Below are 16,874 nucleotides of genomic sequence, written 5' to 3' on the forward strand. Positions count from 1 at the left end.
AGACCCCTACGGTGAATACCATGTTGAACCAGGAAGCCTACAGCAGTTACCACTCCACCAATCTGGACGCGCAGGTGGCCCGCGCCTCGCCGATCGAGCTGGTGCTGGTGCTCACCGATGGCCTGCTCGAAGAACTGGCGCGCGCGCGCGGCCACATCGTCGGCAAGCGCTACGAGCTCAAGGCCAAAAGCCTGAACAAGTGCACCGACATCATCAACGGCCTGTCGAGCTCGCTGGACTTCGACAACGGCGGCGAAGTGGTGGAAAACCTGGGCCGCCTGTACGACTATTGCGCCGGCCGCTTGTACACGGCCGGCGTCAGCCTGGACCCGACCATCGTCGACGAAGTCACCACCCTGCTGACCACGATCAAGAAGGGCTGGCTGGGAGTGCAGGCCAAGACCAATGGATAGGCAACGCACTTTGCTGCAGATGGCGCAGAAAATGAGCGCCGCCATCGCTTCCGAAGACTGGAAGATGCTGGCGGCGATTAACACGTTAATGGGCAGCACCTTGCCGCAGATGGCGGCGCAAGGCCAGTGGAGCGCCGCCGAACGGGCCGCTTTGTCGGCCCTGCGCCAGATGCACAACGAAGCAGTCAAGCGCTGCAACCGCGCCACCGACGAACTGGGGCGGCGCTTGCACGACATGCAGGCAAACCAGGAGGGCTGGCTGGCTTATGCCCTCGAGAGCGAACACACAGAAAACGGAATCCAAGCATGAGCACGACACTCTCCAGCGCAACGGCGGCGGCCAAGGCCGCCCAGGCCGAATTGACCGCCCCGGTGGCGGCCAATCGCACCGTGGCCGGCAACGATAGCGGCAACGGCAAGACCAAGGCCGCCGCCAAGCCGGCCGCCGACACCCGGAGTGAAGGCAACACGGCCCAGGCCAGCGCCAAGCCGGCCCAGGACCAATCGGGCAATGCCAATGCCAGCGCCAACGCAGCCGCCGCCGCCCAGCCGGACGCGCGCAGCAGCGCCGCCGCGCAAGCCCTGGCCGACGCCGCCCCGGCGATCGCCCCGCTGTTTTCGCAATTGCTGAACCTGGCCGACGTGGCCATCGGCGCCGACGACGGCAGCGATGCCGCCGCCCCGGCCGACGGCGACGACGCCACCGGTTCCGGCAGCGCCGCCGCCGGCAGCGTGTTGCCGGCCATGGTGACCGCGCTGCTGAACGTGCCGGTCATGCCGCAGCAAGCGCAGTCGACGCCGGTCGCCGGCGCCGCCGGCGACGCCGCCAGTGTGGACGCCATCAGCGCCACCGCCACCCTGAACAATAGCGCCACCCGCCTGAATCTGGCCGCCGCCGGCGTCGCCGTCAATCCAGCCGCCCTGCCCGCCGCCAACGTCAACACCCACGCCGGCGCCGCGCCAAGCGCAGACGACGCCGCCGCAGCTGCCGCCGCGTTGGCTGCAGCCCAGGAAAGCGCGGCCCCGGTCGCCGTGCCGGCCAGCCAGAACACCTATGCCCAGGCCGCCAACCCGGCAGCAACGGCAGCAGCGCGCCAGTTCCAGGCCGATACCGGCACCGGCGACAACGCCACCACGCCGAGCACCGAGCGTCAGGCGCCGGTCGCCGACACCGGCGCCCTGCCCCTGCCGACCGCCATTGTTGGCGCACCGCTCAAGGAAGCCTGGGTCAACGGCGTGCGCATCGTCACCCGCGCGGCCGACAACGCCGCCGCCAATACAAGCTCCGCCACGGCAGCCGCCACCCCGGCCGGCGCCACCGTGGCCGCAGCCGGCGACGAACGCAGCTTCACCCTGGCCGGCACCGGCACGGGCAGCGCCGCCGCCGCCGGCCAAACCGCCGGCGCACCGGCCGCTCCGGCCGCTCCGGCCGGCAGCGCCGTCACCTTGGCCGGCACGCCGGAACAGTGGCAGCAGCCGCTGCGCCAGGCGCTCGGCGACCGCCTGCAACTGCAGCTGCAACGCAACAGCGAGCAGGCCGTCATCCGTCTCGCCCCCCCGAACATGGGCAGCATCGAAATCTCGATCCGCCACAGCGCCGGCGCGCTGCAGGTCAACCTGAGCGCCAGCAACAGCGAGGTGCTGCGCCAGCTCAACACCATCGGCGACAGCGTGCGCCAGGACTTGTCGAACCGCCAGTTCACCGACGTCGCCGTCACCGTCTCGTCCTCGCGCGCCCAGGCCCAGGCCGATCAGGGCGGCCGCAATGGCCAGCAGCGTCCGCAGGACGACGGCCGCACGCCGGGCCGCGCGCTGAGTGAAGACGACAGCACCGCCACCTTTGCCATGACCGGGGAGTAATTCGCACAATGAACAAAAAAGTCATCATCGCTTTAGCCCTGGTCGCCGTGGTCGGCGCGGCCGTCGCCGGCGGCGCCGTCTGGTACATGTCCAAGGGCGACGCCGAGCACGCGGAAGAATCCAAGGACGCCAAGGACAGCAAGAAAAAGCCGAAGAAGGAAGAAAAGAAATCCGAACTGCCGCCCAAGTACCTGACCGTCGACAAGGTGGTGGTGATGCTCAAGCATGAGCCGAGCGACACGGTGACGCATTACCTGTCGGCCGACCTGGTGGTCGCCACCGACGCCAAGCGCGAGAAGGAAACCAAGGAAAACCTGCCGCTGCTGCGCAGTGTGGCGGTCAAGACCCTGTCCAACCTGCCGATGGCCAGCGCGCGCGTGATGACCATCGACCAGTTCGCGGGCGAGTTGAACAAGGCTTTCGATCATGCCTTCGAAGAAGAAGGCCGCGAAAAGCCGTTTGACGAAGTCATGATAGGCAAGCTGATTGTCGAGTAGGCCGCAACGGCATGAACCAGAGTGGAGCGGGCATGGGATACGTAGAGGAATTTTCAGACACTTATGCCGAGAGCTACGGTGAGCACGGCCAGGCGCCGCTTGCGCACAGCGTGGCCGACGAGCAAAAGCATCTGATGGCGTATGCGCCGCTGGTCAAGCGCATCGTGCGCCAGCTCAATTCGCAGATCGCCGGCGCCATCGACCGCGACGACATGGAGCAGATCGGCCTGATGGGCCTGCTGGAAGCGCTGCGCCGCTACGGCGAGCCGGACGGCGCCTTCGGCAGCTACGCCAGCCTGCGCGTGCGCGGCGCCATCCTCGACGAGCTGCGCCGCCAGGACTGGCGCCCGCGCGCGGTGCGCCAGCAAAGCCACAAGCTGCGCGACGGCGTGCGCGCCCTGACCCGCAAGCTGGGCCGCGAGCCGAGCGAGCACGAAATCATGGAAGCGCTGGCGCTGACGCCGGAAGCCTACCAGGCCTATCTGATGGATGAAAACGCCGAGCTGATCGCCAGTTTCGACGAGGTGCTGCAGGACAGCGTCAGCAACGACAGCGTGCCCAGCCCGGAAGAACAACTGATGGTGCGGCGCAGCCTGGAGCAGGCGCTGCGCGGACTCGACGAGCGCGAACAGCGCGTGGTGCAGATGTATTACGAGTTCGAACTGAGCTACAAGGAAATCGCCGCCGTGCTGGACCTGACCGACGCCCGCGTCTGCCAGCTCAACAAGGCGGCGCTGAACAAAATGAAGGCAGTACTGCAGGGCGCGTAAGACGCCTTGTGGCTAGGGATAGAAAAATGACGCGGAAAGGCGAATCATCATGCAGCAAATAGTCGGTCTCCTCATAGTTTTAGGCAGCGTCTTCGGCGGCTTCTTCATGATGGGCGGTGCCTTCCATCAGATCTGGCAGCCGATCGAGCTGATCGTGATCGCCGGCGCCGGCCTCGGTGCGCTCGTCATCGGCAACCCCAGCCACGTGCTGAAGGAGATGATGACGCAGATTAAAAAGATCATCACCAAGAAGAAATACGATTCCGAGTTCCAGCGTCAGCTGCTGCTGCTGATGTATGAACTGCTGCAACTGGCGGCCGGCGGCCTGAAGGCGCTCGACGCCCACGTCGAGGCGCCCAAGGACAGCCCGCTGTTCCAGCGCTATCCGCGCGTGCTGGAAGAGCCGAAACTGCTGGCCTTCATCGTCGACAACTTCCGCCTGATGGCCATGGGCAAGATCAACGCGCACGAACTCGAAGGCGTGCTGGAGCAGGAACTGGAAGCCATCCACACCGAACTCGAACAGCCGGCCAAGTCGCTCGGCAAGATCGGCGAGGCGATGCCGGGCTTCGGTATTCTGGCCGCCGTGCTGGGCATCGTGATCACCATGAACACCGTGAACGAAGGCGCCACCTCGGGCGAGATCGCCGAACACGTGGGCGCCGCCATGGTCGGTACCTTCATCGGTATTTTCTTCTGCTACGGCCTGATCGACCCGCTGTGCAATATGATGAAGCAGCTGGTCAACTCGGAGGCGGCCAACAAGGAAACCGTCAAGGTGGTGCTGGTGACCCACGTGGCCGGCAAGCCGCCGCTGCTGGCGATCGACGCCGGCCGCCGCCTGGTGCAGCTCAACATCAAGCCGAGCTTCGCCCAGCTTGAACGCTGGATCAACGATCTGGAAGGCCGCGACAGCGCGCCGGCCGATGACAGCTCGCGTCGTGGAGGCCGTGGTGCTAAAGCCGCATGACAAAGCGCATGACCAGACCATCGTCAAGCGCGGTGGCGGCAAGCACAAGCACGACGACCACGGCGGCGCCTGGAAGGTAGCGTTCGCCGACTTCTGTCTGGCGTTGATGTGCCTGTTCCTGGTGCTGTGGCTGATGGCGGCGCGCAACACCGAGTCGCTGGAGCAGATCCTGACCGAGGCCGACGGCGCCAAGACCGACCAGGGCAAGGGCGTCATGCCCGAGCAGGTCGGCGGCCCGCGCGGCAGCCTGATCGACCGCTTCCCGATGCCGCACTTCGGCAATTCGGAAGCCGAAGGCAAACAGAAGGCCGCCGCCGACCAGACCGACGTCCCGGCCGCGCCCTCCTCCAAGGTCAAGTACGAGAGCCCGGACGACCTGACCGCGCTGTCGCGCGTGCTGACCAAGATGAGCGCCGAGGCCGGCCTGTCGAGCAATCTTGAATCCGTGATCACGCCCTACGGCCTGCGCGTGATGCTGCACGACACCGACCGCCAGGGCATGTTCGTGCGCGGCAGCGCCGTGCCGACCGACAAGTTCCGCGCCCTGTTGCGCAAGATGGGACCGCTGTTCCAGCAGATGGAAAACCAGATGCTGATCGTCGGCCACACCGATTCGCTGCAATACGCCGACCGCAGCTACGCCGCCTTCTCGAACTGGACGCTGTCGGCCAACCGCGCCATGTCGGCCCGCTCGCAATTGCTGGCCGGCGGCATGAACCGCGAATCGGTGCTGCAGGTGGTCGGCATGGCCGACCGCGCGCCGCTGGACATGAAAAAGGTCGATGCCGGCATCAACCGCCGCATCGAGTTGCTGATTTTGACCACGGCGCAGGCCAAGACCATCGCCAGCATGTTCGGCATGCCGGACGCGTCCGACCCGCTGACCCACGACGTCGACACGGCGCTGCCGGACGCCACCTTGCTGCAGCAGTTGCGCAGCAAGCTCGGCGGCGATTCGCCGCTGCGCGACCCGCGCCGCAACAAATAAGAGTTCGTATGGAAACCAAGCCAAGCAGAGGCACACGTATGAGAATCTCGACACCGACACCGGACGGCATGGCCGTCCAGCGCGTGGCGGAAACCGCTCCGGTGGATGCCGCCGAGGCGGCCGCCCCGGCGGCGCCCGCGCCCTCCCCGCTGCAATCGGCGGTCCTGCAACCGGCCCTGCAAGCCATGCGCGAGATGCCGGAGATCGACCAGGAAAAGGTCGACCTGCTGCGCAATGCCCTGGCCAAGGGCGAACTGCCGTTCGATCCGGGCAAGCTGGCCGGCCTGATCCAGCGTTTCCACGGGAGCGAGCAGTGACTGTAAGCCCCACCACCCGCCAGGACGCCATGCGCGCGCTGCTGGCCGGGATTGCTGACGATTTAGTGTCTTATCAAGCATTGCACTCGCTGTTGCAGCAACAATTCCAGGCCGCCCTGCGCCACAAGGCCGCCGAACTGGGCCCCGTTGCCGAGGCCATCTCCACCCTGGTCGATGCCATGGAGGCGCGCCGGGTGCAGCGCGTGGCGCTGGTACAACGCTTGTTGGGTCCGCAAGGCACCATGTTGCAGGCTTTTGCCTTGCTGAAAAATGCGGCACGGGAGAGAATGGAAGCTGATTGGAAAACACTGGAACAAGCCGTGCTCGCATGCAAGGAACTGAGCAAGCGCAACGGTGACCTGATAGTGGAGCAATACAGCATCATGCAGCGCGTGCTGCATGGCGAGGAGCAAATTTATGCGCCAGCTTAGCGGAATGCAGGCAACTGCGCCGACTGCCGCAACCGTATCGAACGTCACCGCCAGCCGCCCCACCGCGGCCACTGGCGGTTTTGCCGCGTCCGCACCGCGCGGTGGCTTCAACACCACCTTCCAGCAAGTCCAGGCCGACGTCGCCGCCTACATCGCCCAGGGCGACGGCGGCGCTGCCTCGGCCTCGTCCTCGTCCGCGATTCCCTCCCAGGCCCAGGCCATGAGCCTGCAAGCGATGGCCCTGCGCAACCGCAGCGGCGCCATCGAGGGCGAAGAGAACGGCGTCGACAGCGATATCCAGCAACAATTCCTGGCCTCGATCAAACCGTGGGCCGAGGAAACCGCCGGCAAGCTCGGCGTGTCGCCGGAACTGGTGGCGGCGCATGCGGCCCTGGAATCCGGCTGGGGCCGGCAGCCGCTGAAGAACGGCGCGGCCAACGCCAACAACCTGTTCGGCCTCAAGGCCGGCAGCGGCTGGCAGGGCGAAGTGGCCGTCGCCAGCACCACCGAATATGAACACGGCGCCCTGCTCAAGAAGACCGAGCGCTTCCGCAGCTATCCGGATACCGCCAGCGCCTTCCGCGACTACGCCAGCCTGCTCACCAGCAGCCCGCGCTACGCGGCCGCCCTCAACACCGGCAGCGATGCGCGCGCCTTCGCCAGCGGACTGGCCAAGGCCGGCTATGCCACCGATCCGAATTATGCAGACAAGCTGAGCAAGGTAGCCGCGCAATTGCAGCGCGGCGGCGGCCTCGCCGGCGTCACTCCGACGGGGAACTAGTGGTCACGGGCGCAGAAACCGGTTCTACCGTGGCCGCGCCAGTCACCCGGGCGCGGATCACCGTACCGTTGGCGTTGCGCACCCGCACCGTGTCGCCACGGCCGCCGGCGTCCAGCGCCTCGCCGGCCATGCTGACCTCGATCTGCTCGTGGCGCGCGACGATGCGCACCGGCTCGCCGCGCTTGACCAGGGTCGGCGCGCTGAGCACGCCCTTGCGCAGCACCTCGCCGGCGCGCAGCGCGCGCTTGCCGCTCATGCCCACGGCGTCCTGCGGATCGCTGATGCTGTCCAACATTGTCGAAATGTCGTGGCGCTCAAGCAACACGTCTTCGTCGGCCAAAATTTTTCCCGAAGGCAAATCGCTTGCCGCGACTGCAATCCGCGCCGTGACCTGCGCGCGCACGATGAATTCATACCGCCAGCCGCCGGCGCCGGCGCAGGTGGCGACGAAGCGCATGCGGCTCGGCAGCCGGGTATCGGCGCCCTGCACCGCCGGCGCTTGGGCGCACGCGGCCAGCGGCCGGTTTCCCGGCAACACGGTCAGCGTGAATTGCGGCTCGCTCAGGCCGGCCGCCACCGTCCAGCGTTCCAGGTGCTTGCGTGCCGCTGCTTCAACCATGACCGGTACCTGTTCCGCCGCCACTGATGAGTTAGCAGAAAATACTTCAGAAACCGGAATGCAAACCAGCAACACGGCCGCCGAAACAGTTACAATACATTTGTTGTACATGAGCAATAGCCTCTACTATGATGCGGAAGATCATTCTACAGGGCAACCGGACGATGTGATTCATGTTGTCGCTCATGTCGACACGTTTTACAGCAACGTCACCACAGGGGAAGAAGATGGGCATTAATTTCAAGGATGCGGCAGGCGTCCATGCCAACGCATTGGCGCTGCGCGCCGACCGCACGCGCATTCTGGCGTCGAATATCGCCAATGAAAACACGCCCGGCTTCCAGGCCCAGGACATGGACTTCGCCGCCACCCTGGCGAATGTCGAAGCGGTCGGGAACGGCGACCTCGGCGACGGCGGCGAAAGCGCGCTGATGTACCGCGTGCCCTACCACCCTACCCGCGACGGCAACACCGTCGAAATCGGCGTCGAGCAGGCCGCCTTCTCGCAGAACGCCACCGACTTCGCCACCAGCCTGACCTTCGTGAACATGAAGTTCAAAGGCCTGGCCAAGGCCATCAACGGTCAGTAAGCCTCAAATAAGCATCAACTAAGCAATCACCAGCAGGAGCGCCAGCATGTCGTTCAAGAATATTTCAGAAATCGCCGGATCGGCCATGGCCGCACAGTCCGTGCGCCTGAATACCATCGCCAGCAACCTGGCCAACGCCGATTCCGTGGCCGGCACCGAAGGCGAGACCTACCGCGCCCGCAAGCCGGTGTTCGCCACCGTGATGAGCGACGGCCCGGACGGCATGGGCAGCGCCGGCGGCAAGGTGCAGGTCTTGGACGTGGTGGAATCGTCCGAGCCGCTGCGCCAGGTCTACGAACCGGGCAACCCGATGGCCAATGCCGAAGGCATGGTGTTTTACCCGAACGTCAACCAGGTGGCCGAGATGACCGACATGATGTCGGCCTCGCGCGCCTTTGAAACGAATGTCGAAGTTCTCGGCCGCATCCGTTCGATGCAGCAATCCCTCCTTAAACTCGGTGAAGGCTAAGCCATGGCAGTCAGTCTCCTCAACAACAATACCAGCACCAACGGCACGTCCCGTGACAGCGTGGTCGGCAATACCGCCAGCGAAACCTCGGACATGTTCACCAAGCTGCTGGTGGCGCAGATCCAGAACCAGGATCCGCTCTCGCCCACCGATCCGGCGCAGTTCGTCCAGCAGCTGACCCAGCTGTCGCAGACCGAGTCGCTGCAAAAGCTGACCACCATCACCACCGCCAGCGCCAGCGCGCTGTCGAGCCTGCAGGTCATGGCGCTCGGCGGCCAGGTCGGTTCGGAGGTGACGGTCACCACCGCCAACGTCAAGGTCGACGGCAGCGGCGACAAGATCACCGGCCAGGCCACGCTGGCGGCCAGCAGCACCAGCACCATGGTGGTGCTGACCGGCACCGACGGCGTGCGCCACGAAGTCAAGCTCGGCACCCAGGCGCCGGGCACGCTCAACTTCAGCGTCGATCCGGCCAAGCTGGGCCTGGAGGAAGGCAGTTACAAGATCGCCATCGAGACCAGCAGCAAGGAATCGCCGAGCATCAATATTCAAGGCCGCCTCAACAATGTACGCCTGCTGCCGAGCGGCGGCGTGACGCTCAACGTCGCCAACGTCGGCGATACCGGCTCCGACACGATCGTCGCCTTCAACGGCAAAAACACCGCCACTCAATCTGTTCTCTAAGGAAGGATTCCACCATGAGTTTCGATATCGCATTGTCTGGCATTCAGGCCATTAATGATTCGCTGGACGTGACCAGCCACAACATCGCCAACGCCGGCACCTACGGCTACAAGGCCAGCCGCGCGAACTTCTCGTCGCTGGTGGCGGGCAACCAGGTCACCGGCGTGCAGGTCGGCTCGGTCACCCAGAGCATCGGCCGCCAGGGTGGCATCCTCAACACCGGCAACGGTCTCGACGCGTCGATCAACGGCAAGGGCTTCTTTATCGGCCGCGACGCCTCCACCGGCGAAGTGCAGTACACCCGCGTCGGCCTGTTCGAGGCCTCCAAGGACGGCTTCCTGATCGACTCCTCGGGCCGCAAGATCCAGGGCTACCCGGTCGACTCGACCACCGGCTCGATGGGCGCGCAAGGCGATATCGTCATCCCGACCGGCGCCATCCCGGCCGTGGCCTCGAAAGACGTGACCTACGTCGGCAACCTGTCGAGCGACTGGACCGCGCCGGCCAGCGTCTGGGCCGCCCCGGCCGCCGGCGAATCGCCGGAGACCGCGACCTTCAATATGTCCAAGGCCTCGGTGATCTACGACTCGCTGGGCGGCAAGCACACTATGACCCAATACTTCGCCGCCACCAGCGACGGCGCCGGCGGCACCACCAAGAACAGCGTCGACGTCCATTACCTGGTCGACGGCGTCGAAGTGACGGCGGCCCCGGCCAGCGTGCTGACCTTCGACCCGGCCAGCGGCAAGATGGTCGCGCTCGATCCGGCCACCAACTCGTTCCAGGTCGGCCTCGACCTGAGCGCCATCGTCACCAACACCGGCGGCACGCTCAACAACGTCACCATCGACTACACCGGCACCACCAACTTCGCCGGCGAAGCGACCACCTCGACCAACAACGCCGACGGCTACGCCTCGGGCACCTTCAGCCAGCTGACGCTGGGCGAGGACGGCTCGGTCATCGCCGGCTACACCAACGGCCAGAAGCAGACCGTCGGCCGCCTGGCCATCGCCACCTTCTCCAACGAGGCGGCGCTGACCGCGATCAGCGACACCAGCTGGACCGCATCGATCGCCTCGGGCGACGCGCTGGTCAACGCGCCGGGCGTGGGCATGGGCGGCACCATCAACGTCGCCACCCTGGAGCAGTCCAACGTCGACATCACCTCGGAACTGGTGGGCCTGATGACCTCGCAGCGCAACTACCAGGCCAACTCCAAGGTCATCCAGACCGAGAGCACCATGCTGCAATCGCTGATGCAGGCCATCTAAGGAACGCTGACCCATGGACGCGCTGATTTACACCGCCATGAGCGGGGCCGAACGGGCCCTGCGCGGGCAACAGGTACACGCCAACAACCTGGCCAACGTCGACACCGGCGGCTTCCGCGCCAACATGGAGCTGTCGTCGGCGCAGGCCGTCAACGGCTACGGCTACGACGACCGCCACCTGGCGCAGTTGCAGGCCAACGCCGTCTCGACCAAGCCGGGCACCATGAAGAGCACCGGCCGCGACCTCGACGTCGCGGTGGCCGGCGCCGGCTTCCTGACGGTGCAGACCGCCAACGGCGAGGCCTACACCCGCGCCGGCGCCATGCAGCTCGACGAGACCGGCACCCTGCGCCTGAACGGCGACACGGTGCTGGGCGAAGGCGGCCCGATCAGCGTGCCCGAATATACCGCGATTTCTATCGGCGCCGACGGCACGCTGTCGATCCAGGCGCCCGGCACCACCACCATGCAGGTGATCGACAAGCTGCGCCTGGTCAAGGCCGAAGCGTCGGAGCTGACCAAGAACGTCGCCGGCCTGCTGGTGGCGCGCGACGGCCAGCCGCTGGCCACCGACCCGACCGTGGTGCTCAAGCCCGGCCACCTGGAAGGCAGCAACGTCTCGGCGGTGGAAGAGATGGTGTCCGTGATGAGCCTGAACCGCACCTTTGAAGTCCAGATGAAATTGTTCTCGGCCACCGATTCGATGGCCCAAGCCGGCAACCGCCTGATTAGCGGCAGCTAATCCACCCACACTCCAGGGAGAAATTCATGAATCCAGCAATGTGGATCAGCAAGACCGGCGTTCAGGCGCAGGACCAGAAACTGCAAGCCATCGCCAACAACCTGGCCAATGCCAACACCGTCGGCTTCAAGCGCGACCGCGTGGTGTTCGAAGACCTGTTCTACTCGGTCGAGCAGCAGCCGGGCGCGCAGCGCGCCGACAACAACACCCTGACCCCGTCCGGCGTCCAGCTCGGCAACGGCGTGCACATGGTCGGCACCCAGAAGGTGTTCACCCAGGGCATCCTGCAAACCACCCAGCGCGAACTCGACATCTCGGTGATGGGCAACGGCTTCCTGTCGGTGCGCCAGCCCGACGGCACCACCGCCTACACCCGCGCCGGCCAGCTGCAGGTCGACGCCAACGGCATCCTGGTCAACGCCAACGGCCTGCCGCTGATTCCGCAGATCACCGTGCCGGCCAACGCCACCGCAATCTCGATCGGCGAAGACGGCACCGTCTCGGCCAAGATCGCCGAGAACACCACGCCGCAGCAGCTGGGCCAGCTGACCCTGACCTCGTTCATCAACCCGACCGGCCTGCTGGCCCTGGGCGAGAACCTGTTCGCCGAAACGCCGTCGAGCGGCACGCCGACCGAAGGCACGCCGGCCACCGCGCAGTGGGGCAAGATCAAGCAAGGCACGCTGGAAGGCTCGAACGTCCAGGTGGTCGAGGAGATGGTCGACATGATCGCCGCCCAGCGCACCTACGAAATGAACACCAAGGTGCTGTCGGCCGCCGACAATATGCTGCAGTACCTGGCGCAGGCGGCACGTTGATGAAACCCGCACTGCCCCTGCTTGCTGCGCTGTTGCCCGTGCTGCTGGCCGGCTGTGCCCAGTTGCAGCCGCCGGCGGTGCGCCCCGGCCCGTCCGACGAACCGCCCACCGTGTCGCGCGTCGTCGCGCCGCGCGGCGTCTCGGGCGGCGTCTACAGCGCCGACCTCGGCCTGTCCCTGACCTCGGACAGCCGCGCCTTCCGCACCGGCGACATCGTCACCATCATCCTGCAGGAAACCACCCAGGCCAGCAAGAAGGCCGGCACCAGCTTCTCCAAGCAATCGGCGGACAATATCAACGCCCCCAATCTGCTGGGCAAGGCTTTCCCCAAGGCCTCGATCGGCCTGGGCGCCAACAACACCTTCGCCGGCGACTCCACCAGCACCCAGCAGAACGCCCTGACCGGCGCCATCACCGTGATCGTGCAGGAAGTGCTGCCGAACGGCCTGCTGCGCGTGGCCGGCGAAAAAACCCTGACCCTCAACAACGGCGAAGAATTCGTGCGCCTGCGCGGCTATCTGCGCGCGGCCGACATCGACGCCGACAACCAGGTGTCCTCGCAGCGCATCGCCAACGCGCGCATCGCCTACTCGGCGCAGGGCACCCTGGCCGATGTCCAGCAACCGGGCTGGCTGACGCGCTTCTTCAGCGGCCCGCTGATGCCGTTCTAAGCACATGATAGACGGGTGATCCCATGAATTTCCGCAAGCTTTCCCTCGTACTCCCCTTCGCCGTCGCGCTCGGCCTGGCCGCCGCGCCGGCCCAGGCCGCGCAGGCGCTGCGCAACCTGGTCGCCATCGAAGGCGTGCGCGACAACCCGCTGGTCGGCTACGGCCTGGTGGTCGGCCTGAACGGCAGCGGCGACTCGACCCAGGTCAAGTTCTCCAGCCAGTCCGTGATCAATATGCTCAAGCAGTTCGGCGTGAAAGTGCCGGACGGCACCGACGCCAAGTCCAAGAACGTCGCCACCGTGATGGTGTCGGCGGTGTTCCCGCCCGGCTACCGCAAGGGCCAGAGCATCGACGTGGTGGTGTCGTCCATGGGCGACGCCAAGAGCCTGCGCGGCGGCGCCCTGCTGCTGACGCCGATGCGCGCGGCCGACGGCGAAGTCTACGCCTTGGCGCAGGGCAACGTGGTGGTGGGCGGCTTCAGCGCCCAGGGCAAGTCCGGCTCCTCGATCACCGTCAACACCCCGACCTCGGGCCGGATTCCGAGCGGCGCCAACATCGAACGCGAGATCGGCACCGATTTCGCCAGCAAGCCGACGGTGCGCCTGTCGCTGCGCCACCCGCACTTCCAGACCGCGATCAACATCGTCGAGTCGATCAACAAGCGCTTCGGCGACATCGCCACCGCCAGCGACGCCACCAGCGTCGACGTGGTGGCGCCGCCCAATCCGACCCAGCGCGTGGCCTTCATGGCCAAGCTGGAAGCGATGAGCATCGACGTCGGCGAGGACGCGCCGAAAGTGGTGTTCAATTCCCGCACCGGCACCGTGGTGATCGCCGAAGGCCTGCGCGTGCGCGCGGCCGCCGTCACCCACGGTTCGCTCAAGGTGGTGATTTCCGAATCGACCAAGGTCAGCCAGCCGAACGCCCTGGCCGGCGGCCAGACCGTCTCCTCGCCGCAGTCGCAGGTGACGGCCGACCAGGGCCCGGCGCAGATGTTCAAATGGCCGGCCGGCGCCAAGCTGCAATCGATTATCGACGTGGTCAACAGCCTGGGCGCGACCCCGGACGACATCATGGCCATCCTGCAGGCACTCGACCAGGCCGGCGCCATCGAAGGCGAACTGGTCGTCATTTAAGGAATCCCATGGACAACAGCTTCGATCCCGCGCGCCTGCTGGCCAAGGGCACGGCCGGCCAGCTCAGCGGCACCCACGTGGCGCCGCAGCCGGTCCAGGCCAACGACACGGTCGATCCGGCCTACCGCGCCAAGGCCACCGAGGCCGCCGTCAAGTTCGAAAGTTTCTTCATCGGCCGCATGCTGCACCAGATGCGCGACGGCGCCCGCGCGCTGGCCGCCGACGACAGCCCGGGCAAGCGCAGCACCAACGACGAGATGCTCGACATGGCCGACAACCTGGTGGCCGACCAGCTGGCCGGACGCCGCGCCTTCGGCGTGGCCGACGTCATCCTGCGCCAGTTGCTGCCGGCCGCCCAGCCGCCGGCCTCGGCGGCAGCGGCCAAGGCCACGGGCAATATTGCCGATCCGCAAAATTTATCGGCCGCCGCGCACAAAACGCTTAATCAGCAGCAATAAACGGTCGCTTAGTACTGCTATCGGACCGGTGGGGCAGCGCCTCCATGGGTCCCTCGGACTTCACCAGGAAAGACCCGTCTCATGACCATCTCGTATAACGCACTGTCTGGCGCCCTGGCCGCCCAGGCCGCACTGAACACCGTCAGTCAGAACATCGCCAACTCGCAGACCAAGGGCTACACGCGCCAGGGCGTGCTGTTGCTGGCGACGGCGTCCGAACCCGGCACCAAGTCGGCCGGCAACGGCGTGCAGATCGGTTCCCTGCTGCGTTTCAGCGATTCCTACAAGTCGCAGCAGCTGTGGCGCACCAACTCCGAGCTGGGCGCGCGCTCGCAGGTGCAGCCTTACCTGACCCAGATGGAAACCGTGATGAGCGACGACAAGTCCAGCCTGAGCTACGGCATGGACAACTTCTTCACGGCCCTGAACGCGGCCGGCGTCGACCCCACCTCCTCGCCGCTGCGCCAGCAGGTGATCACGGCGGCCGATTCCATGTCGCAGCAGTTCAATTCGATCTACAACGTCACCGCCAACCAGCTGGTGTCGGTGCAGCAGCAGCAGTCGGCCATCCTGCCCTCGCTCAACGAGTCGCTGGCCGGCATCGCCGCGCTCAACAAGCAGATCGTCGCCGTCAGCGGCGCCGGCACCAACACCTCGGCCCTGCAGGACAAGCGCGAACAGTTGATCGACAGCGTGGCGTCGCAGGTGGCGGTGGAAGTGCTGACCAATCCGGACGGCACCGCCAACGTTTCGCTGAAAAGCGGCCAGCCGCTGGTGGTCAGCGACTTGAACGCCAAGCTGGAATTCGTCAGCACCAGCGGCGCCACCACCCTGACCCTGAGCTTCGCCAACAGCAAGTTCAAGCTCGACGACACCAAGATCGGCGGCCAGTTGGGCGGCCTCGGCAACTACAAGCAAAACACCCTGCTGCCGCTGCAGAACTCCATCAAGGAGATCGCCCAGCAGATGACGCAAAAGGTCAACGACCAGCTGCGCCTCGGCTTCAAGAGCGACGGAACGCCGGGCCAGGACTTGCTGGTATTCAATCCATCGAGCGCCACCGGCCTGCTGCAGGTGAGCACCGGTTTCCTGACCACCGACCTGGCCTTCTCCAGCGACGGCACGCCCGGCGACAGCGGCAACCTGCAGCAACTGGTGGGCATCAAGGGCCAACCGATCACCCTGACCACGCTGGGCAGCGTACTGCTGGGCGACGCCGACACCCAGATCGTCGGCAAGCTCGGCATCGACAGCCAGCAGAACCAGTCGCAGCTGAACACCGCCACCACCATCCGTACCCAGGCCGAGGACGACTGGAAGTCGACCAGCGCCGTCAATACCGATGAAGAAGCCATCAACCTGGTGGAATTCCAGAATATGTATCAAGCGAACATGAAGGTGATTGCCGTGGCCAATACCCTGTTCGACTCGACGCTGCAAATGTTCGGTTAAGGAGAGCCTGAATGCGTATCGCCACCAGCCAGTTCCAGGCCACCATGAACCGCGGCCTGCAAGACAACCAAACCCACCTGGCGTCGCTGACCGCGCGCATGGCCAGCGGCAAGCGTTTGCAAGTGCCGTCCGACGATCCGGTGACCTCCGTGCGCCTGTCGCGCCTGAACCGCGAGGAAGCCATCGTCGGCCAGTACCGCGCCAATATTTCGGCCATCAAGATCCGCCTGTCGACCAACGAGACCTACCTGAGCAGCATGGTCAACGACATCACCCAGAGCCGCGACCTGCTGGTGTGGGCGGCCGACGGCAGCAACACCGGCGACGACCTGCGCTCGATGACCACCACCATGACCGCGCTGCGCGACAGCCTGTTCTACAGCGCCAATGAAAAAGACCAGGAGGGCCGCTACATCTTCTCCGGCACCCTGACCGACACCCCGGCCATCAAGTACGACGACACCCAGCCGGTCGGTTCGCGTTACAGCTTCATCGGCAACACCAACCAGCAGAAATCGGTGGTCGGCAACGGCATCACCCAAACCGTCAACGTCGACGTGTCGGGCCTGGAGTCGCTGCTGAACCAGATGGACAGCACCATCAACGAGCTGTCGCAGCCGGGCATCACGGCCGCCACGCCGTCGTTGCGCGCCGCCATCACCGCCAATATGGACGGCGCCAGCACGACCATGGAAGCGATCGCCGGCAAGATCGCCAATTTCGGCGGCGCCCAGAACGTCATGCAGACGCTGGACGGCAACCACGCCAACGTCAGCCTGTCGAACAAGACCGCGTTGCTGGACCTGGGCTCGCTGGACATGGGCGATGCCGCGACCGAACTGAACGGCTACAACCTGGCGCTGCAAGCGTCGTACAAGGCCTACTCGAAGATCAGCAACCTGTCGCTGTTCAACATCCTGTAATCTTTTTTAGC

The 16,874-nt window shown here is 65.7% G+C and carries 23 protein-coding genes; 22 read left to right on the forward strand and 1 reads right to left on the reverse strand.

The features are described from left to right. Nucleotides 1-20: 20 nt before the first annotated feature. The 10 genes from fliS to ACXZ1M_RS01170 are packed head-to-tail and all read left to right on the forward strand — an operon-like array spanning nucleotide 21 to nucleotide 7,027. Nucleotides 21-413 carry a flagellar export chaperone FliS gene (gene fliS / locus ACXZ1M_RS01125; RefSeq protein ID WP_459051400.1) on the forward strand — a complete coding sequence of 131 codons (393 nt, stop codon included), beginning with the start codon at nucleotides 21-23 and terminating at the stop codon, nucleotides 411-413. Further along, nucleotides 406-723 carry a hypothetical protein gene (locus tag ACXZ1M_RS01130; RefSeq protein WP_459051401.1) on the forward strand — a complete coding sequence of 106 codons (318 nt, stop codon included), beginning with the start codon at nucleotides 406-408 and terminating at the stop codon, nucleotides 721-723. The genes fliS and ACXZ1M_RS01130 overlap by 8 nt, the downstream gene beginning before the upstream one ends. Further along, nucleotides 720-2,273 (forward strand): flagellar hook-length control protein FliK, encoded by a 1,554-nt coding sequence (locus ACXZ1M_RS01135; RefSeq protein ID WP_459051402.1) that lies wholly within the window; start codon nucleotides 720-722, stop codon nucleotides 2,271-2,273. The genes ACXZ1M_RS01130 and ACXZ1M_RS01135 overlap by 4 nt, the downstream gene beginning before the upstream one ends. A gap of 8 nt (nucleotides 2,274-2,281) precedes the next feature. Continuing rightward, nucleotides 2,282-2,770, forward strand: a complete 489-nt coding sequence (locus tag ACXZ1M_RS01140) for a flagellar basal body-associated FliL family protein (protein WP_459051403.1) — start codon at nucleotides 2,282-2,284, stop codon at nucleotides 2,768-2,770. A 32-nt stretch (nucleotides 2,771-2,802) separates the two neighbouring features. Further along, nucleotides 2,803-3,540 carry a FliA/WhiG family RNA polymerase sigma factor gene (locus tag ACXZ1M_RS01145; protein WP_459051404.1) on the forward strand — a complete coding sequence of 246 codons (738 nt, stop codon included), beginning with the start codon at nucleotides 2,803-2,805 and terminating at the stop codon, nucleotides 3,538-3,540. Nucleotides 3,541-3,589: 49 nt separating this feature from the next. Then, complete coding sequence (gene motA, locus ACXZ1M_RS01150) at nucleotides 3,590-4,510, forward strand: flagellar motor stator protein MotA (RefSeq protein ID WP_459051405.1); 921 nt, start codon at nucleotides 3,590-3,592, stop codon at nucleotides 4,508-4,510. Continuing rightward, nucleotides 4,467-5,498 carry a flagellar motor protein MotB gene (locus tag ACXZ1M_RS01155; RefSeq protein WP_459051406.1) on the forward strand — a complete coding sequence of 344 codons (1,032 nt, stop codon included), beginning with the start codon at nucleotides 4,467-4,469 and terminating at the stop codon, nucleotides 5,496-5,498. Before motA ends, ACXZ1M_RS01155 begins: the two co-directional genes overlap by 44 nt. 38 nt (nucleotides 5,499-5,536) lie before the next feature. Continuing rightward, complete coding sequence (flgM, locus tag ACXZ1M_RS01160; RefSeq protein WP_459051407.1) at nucleotides 5,537-5,815, forward strand: flagellar biosynthesis anti-sigma factor FlgM; 279 nt, start codon at nucleotides 5,537-5,539, stop codon at nucleotides 5,813-5,815. 29 nt (nucleotides 5,816-5,844) lie between these two features. After that, complete coding sequence (gene flgN, locus ACXZ1M_RS01165) at nucleotides 5,845-6,246, forward strand: flagellar export chaperone FlgN (RefSeq protein ID WP_459051408.1); 402 nt, start codon at nucleotides 5,845-5,847, stop codon at nucleotides 6,244-6,246. Beyond that, nucleotides 6,233-7,027, forward strand: coding sequence for a glycoside hydrolase family 73 protein (locus ACXZ1M_RS01170; RefSeq protein ID WP_459051409.1), 795 nt, complete (start codon nucleotides 6,233-6,235; stop codon nucleotides 7,025-7,027). Before flgN ends, ACXZ1M_RS01170 begins: the two co-directional genes overlap by 14 nt. Here ACXZ1M_RS01170 and flgA read toward each other — a convergent pair. Continuing rightward, complete coding sequence (gene flgA / locus ACXZ1M_RS01175) at nucleotides 7,008-7,646, reverse strand: flagellar basal body P-ring formation chaperone FlgA (RefSeq protein ID WP_459051410.1); 639 nt, start codon at nucleotides 7,644-7,646, stop codon at nucleotides 7,008-7,010. The two genes, ACXZ1M_RS01170 and flgA, sit on opposite strands and share 20 nt — an antisense overlap. On the opposite strand from flgA, the gene ACXZ1M_RS01180 reads away from it, so the two are divergent. The 12 genes from ACXZ1M_RS01180 (at nucleotide 7,645) to flgL (ending at nucleotide 16,863) form a co-directional block, all read left to right on the forward strand. After that, nucleotides 7,645-7,884, forward strand: a complete 240-nt coding sequence (locus ACXZ1M_RS01180; RefSeq protein ID WP_459051411.1) for a hypothetical protein — start codon at nucleotides 7,645-7,647, stop codon at nucleotides 7,882-7,884. The genes flgA and ACXZ1M_RS01180 overlap by 2 nt on opposite strands. Then, nucleotides 7,874-8,236: a flagellar basal body rod protein FlgB gene (gene flgB, locus ACXZ1M_RS01185; RefSeq protein WP_459051412.1), complete on the forward strand. Its 363-nt coding sequence runs from the start codon at nucleotides 7,874-7,876 to the stop codon at nucleotides 8,234-8,236. The genes ACXZ1M_RS01180 and flgB overlap by 11 nt, the downstream gene beginning before the upstream one ends. Before the next feature lie 46 nt (nucleotides 8,237-8,282). Then, nucleotides 8,283-8,705: a flagellar basal body rod protein FlgC gene (gene flgC, locus ACXZ1M_RS01190; RefSeq protein ID WP_373987481.1), complete on the forward strand. Its 423-nt coding sequence runs from the start codon at nucleotides 8,283-8,285 to the stop codon at nucleotides 8,703-8,705. 3 nt (nucleotides 8,706-8,708) lie between these two features. Then, nucleotides 8,709-9,389 carry a flagellar hook capping FlgD N-terminal domain-containing protein gene (locus ACXZ1M_RS01195; protein ID WP_459051413.1) on the forward strand — a complete coding sequence of 227 codons (681 nt, stop codon included), beginning with the start codon at nucleotides 8,709-8,711 and terminating at the stop codon, nucleotides 9,387-9,389. A gap of 14 nt (nucleotides 9,390-9,403) precedes the next feature. Continuing rightward, nucleotides 9,404-10,663, forward strand: coding sequence for a flagellar hook protein FlgE (locus ACXZ1M_RS01200; RefSeq protein WP_459051414.1), 1,260 nt, complete (start codon nucleotides 9,404-9,406; stop codon nucleotides 10,661-10,663). 13 nt (nucleotides 10,664-10,676) lie between these two features. Then, on the forward strand, nucleotides 10,677-11,405 hold the full coding sequence (locus tag ACXZ1M_RS01205) for a flagellar basal body rod protein FlgF (RefSeq protein WP_459051415.1): 729 nt from the start codon (nucleotides 10,677-10,679) through the stop codon (nucleotides 11,403-11,405). Between the two features lie 26 nt (nucleotides 11,406-11,431). Further along, on the forward strand, nucleotides 11,432-12,223 hold the full coding sequence (gene flgG / locus ACXZ1M_RS01210; protein WP_459051416.1) for a flagellar basal-body rod protein FlgG: 792 nt from the start codon (nucleotides 11,432-11,434) through the stop codon (nucleotides 12,221-12,223). After that, nucleotides 12,223-12,894 carry a flagellar basal body L-ring protein FlgH gene (flgH, locus tag ACXZ1M_RS01215; protein ID WP_459051417.1) on the forward strand — a complete coding sequence of 224 codons (672 nt, stop codon included), beginning with the start codon at nucleotides 12,223-12,225 and terminating at the stop codon, nucleotides 12,892-12,894. The genes flgG and flgH overlap by 1 nt, the downstream gene beginning before the upstream one ends. Before the next feature lie 23 nt (nucleotides 12,895-12,917). Further along, nucleotides 12,918-14,030: a flagellar basal body P-ring protein FlgI gene (locus ACXZ1M_RS01220; protein WP_459051418.1), complete on the forward strand. Its 1,113-nt coding sequence runs from the start codon at nucleotides 12,918-12,920 to the stop codon at nucleotides 14,028-14,030. A gap of 8 nt (nucleotides 14,031-14,038) precedes the next feature. After that, entirely contained in the window at nucleotides 14,039-14,488 is a 450-nt protein-coding gene (locus tag ACXZ1M_RS01225) for a rod-binding protein (protein ID WP_459051419.1), read from the forward strand. Nucleotides 14,489-14,569: 81 nt separating this feature from the next. Continuing rightward, nucleotides 14,570-15,940 carry a flagellar hook-associated protein FlgK gene (gene flgK / locus ACXZ1M_RS01230; protein WP_459051420.1) on the forward strand — a complete coding sequence of 457 codons (1,371 nt, stop codon included), beginning with the start codon at nucleotides 14,570-14,572 and terminating at the stop codon, nucleotides 15,938-15,940. Nucleotides 15,941-15,951: 11 nt separating this feature from the next. Beyond that, nucleotides 15,952-16,863, forward strand: coding sequence for a flagellar hook-associated protein FlgL (gene flgL / locus ACXZ1M_RS01235; protein ID WP_459051421.1), 912 nt, complete (start codon nucleotides 15,952-15,954; stop codon nucleotides 16,861-16,863). The last annotated feature ends 11 nt before the right edge of the window (nucleotides 16,864-16,874 follow it).

Source organism: Duganella paludis (assembly GCF_054461335.1).